The organism is Mangrovibacterium sp. (genome assembly GCF_059905295.1).
In genome coordinates, this window is the sequence record NZ_JBZQJF010000075.1 from 1 (window position 1) to 2,745 (window position 2,745).

2 protein-coding genes are annotated in these 2,745 nt (G+C 40.7%); one reads left to right on the forward strand and one right to left on the reverse strand.

What is annotated here, in order from left to right; all coding sequences use genetic code 11:
* Positions 1-419: 419 nt before the first annotated feature.
* Positions 420-1,535 (reverse strand): ATP-binding protein, encoded by a 1,116-nt coding sequence (locus AC37HE_RS04185; RefSeq protein WP_500781529.1) that lies wholly within the window; start codon positions 1,533-1,535, stop codon positions 420-422.
* A 501-nt stretch (positions 1,536-2,036) separates the two neighbouring features.
* On the opposite strand from AC37HE_RS04185, the gene AC37HE_RS04190 reads away from it, so the two are divergent.
* Positions 2,037-2,745, forward strand: a 709-nt coding sequence (locus tag AC37HE_RS04190; protein ID WP_500781530.1) for a tyrosine-type recombinase/integrase, incomplete at its 3' end; no start/stop codon positions are given.

Consider the following 2,745-nt stretch of genomic DNA (forward strand, 5'->3'; position numbering starts at 1 on the left):
ATAAACAAGCATGCGATTATCCCGAAGTGGTTTCTGTATTTTTTCTTTTTACTGGTCGTAGTAATTGTGATTCTTTTTTCTTTTTGTTGTTTTCTACTTCGGTCATCATAGAAAGGCTTCACCTTTAATTTCGTCCAGACCTTTGAATAGCGCATCAAATTCCGTTTAAGACGAAAAGGTGTAGTCAGAGCAGTCCCTAACTATCCGGGAAGTAAATCCTTCGCTCAAAGCCTAGAAAACAGGAGCAGTATCTGCCAAAACCAAAAACGCCCGACCATCGTGGTCAGGCTACATATCTTACTTTCCATCGAAAAACCCATAATACTTGCTTCGGCTATCAATCCCGGTTTACGTCAACACCCGGTTCAGCCACTGTGCTGCGCACTGGCCGAACGCTTAATTGTTGTGCACTGGCATTGCTATATTTTTACAAATTCTCTAAAATTATTTCTATCAATTACATGTCCCTCAGCTTTATAAGTATCCATGAAATTCTGAGGAAATTTCGTTTTTTTATTGTTCCATTTGAACTCAAATCCAGTTATTTGTCCATTATTTTCTTCTACAAAATCAATTTCTTGTTGCTGTTTTGTCCTCCAAAAGTACATTTTAGCAAAAGTGTCTTTATATAGATTTTGTTTCCGCCTTTCAGATACTAAAAAGTTTTCCCATAATGCTCCTTTGTCTACTCTCAAATCCAGTTGATTAAAATTACTAATTAGCATATTTCTGATACCATTGTCATAAAAGTAAATCTTTCGGTTTTGCTTAATTTCATTTCTAATATTCCGACTAAAGCTATTAAGCCTAAAGACTATATATCCTTTTTCTAAAATCTCGATATATTTTTGAACTGTAATTTTATTAATTCCAATCAGCTGTGAAATCTCATTGTAATTCACCTCGCTTCCCATTTGTAAAGCCAGTGCTTGTAGTAACTTTTCAAGAACTTCAGGTTTTCTAATATCAGAAAATGCTAAAATGTCACGATACAAGTAACTATTAACAAGGTTTTTTAAAGTTTCTCGTTCTTTTCCTTGATTATTAACAACTTCTGGATAAAGTCCATAGAGTATTCTATTTTCGATTTGTTGTTCAGCTTTTATAAATCCTATTTTGTTTTCGTACTCCTCCCAAGATATGGGGAACAATTCATATTCCCATTTTCTACCGGTCAAAGGCTCATTCAGTTCATTGCCTAGATCAAACGATGAAGAACCACTTACAAAAAGCTGAACTTGTTTGAATTGGTCAGTAATGATTTTTAAAGTCAAACCTATTCCTGGTATTCTTTGAGCTTCGTCAAGGAAAACATACTTGTAATCTCCGAGAAATGTCCGAATTTGTTCTGTTGTTGGACTTTGCAAAAGATTTCTTATTGCCGGGTCATCCGCATCAAGAAACAAATAGTCCTTATTTGACAAAATCTTGTTTAGCAGGGTTGTTTTTCCAACTTGTCTTGCACCCACAACAACTATTGCCTTTCCTCCGTTTACCTTTTCATTTATCGTATTTTCTATTGTTCTGTCAAACATCTTTTTTTATTTCAAAGATACAAATCAATATCGTAATGACCAATAGTTATAACTATACGACACTGAGATAGCGCGATGTCGTTTCTTTTGCTTGTGCACAACGGCAGTCTGTCTAAAAACCTCAAATATTCTTGTATTATCAGTTCATATCGAGGTCTTGACAACGGGGCCTGGCGGAGCTTTGCCCGGTTGCGAAAGAAAACTCGGAAACCGGCTTCCGGAACACAAATTCGGGAAGCAAATCCTTCGCTCAGGCGAGAACAAGCAATTACTTATAGCCATTATTGAACGAAACCTAAAGGTAGCTAAAGTGCTCAGGCTCCAGTACCTTTAGTGTTCATTAAAATTTAATCAAGATGAAAAAAAAGCACCACGTTAATTGAGCAAGCTTGTTTTTCACTCCCTGAATTTAAGCAAGTTTATGAAAAGCTGCAACGTCATGTTGAGCTTTTAGGCAAAAGTAAGAGTACCCTTAACAACTATTCCCGTTGCCTGGCCACGATGGCCCTTCATTTTCGATGCAATCCACTGGATCTTGAGGAAGATCAGGTGCTGGACTACCTCCACCTGATCAAAACGCAAAGCCGCACACCTTCCGAAAGTTATTTTAAGCACACCGTTTACGGGCTTCGTTTTGCCTACCGGGCGATGGGTATGCCGCAAAAACAGGTGTTCCTGCCTAAAATGAAGCTTCCGAAGAAGCTGCCCGTTGTATTGAGCCAGCAGGAAGTCAGGCGCCTGTTGAAAACACCTGTGCTGCTTCGACACCGGTTGATCCTGGGCCTGCTGTATGGCTGCGGACTACGTCGCCACGAGCTGCTGAACATCAAACTGGCCGATGTTGACCTGGACCGTTCGCAGTTGCATGTTCGCGAAGGCAAAGGCCGGAAAGACCGTTATGTACCGCTTGGCGGGCACCTGGTGCGTGGACTGCGCGCCTATCTGCAGGCTGAGCCTCCTTATGTGTGGCTGTTTAACGGAAAAACTAATACAGGACAGTTGCAGCAATTTTCTGAAACCGGTGTGCAGTGGGTCATTACCCAGGCTGTGAAACGGGCCGGGATTCAGAAGCGGGTAACTTCGCACACGCTTCGCCATACCTACGCTACCCATCTGCTGGAAATGGGCATGGACATCATGACTTTGAAAGACCTGCTCGGTCATGTCGACATCCATACTACCCTGATGTACCTGCATATTGCGCAACTGG

Bases quoted from the DNA above. Each gene is read 5' to 3' on its own strand.
- AC37HE_RS04185 (WP_500781529.1), bottom strand. From the start codon at position 1,535: ATGTTTGACAGAACAATAGAAAATACGATAAATGAAAAGGTAAACGGA.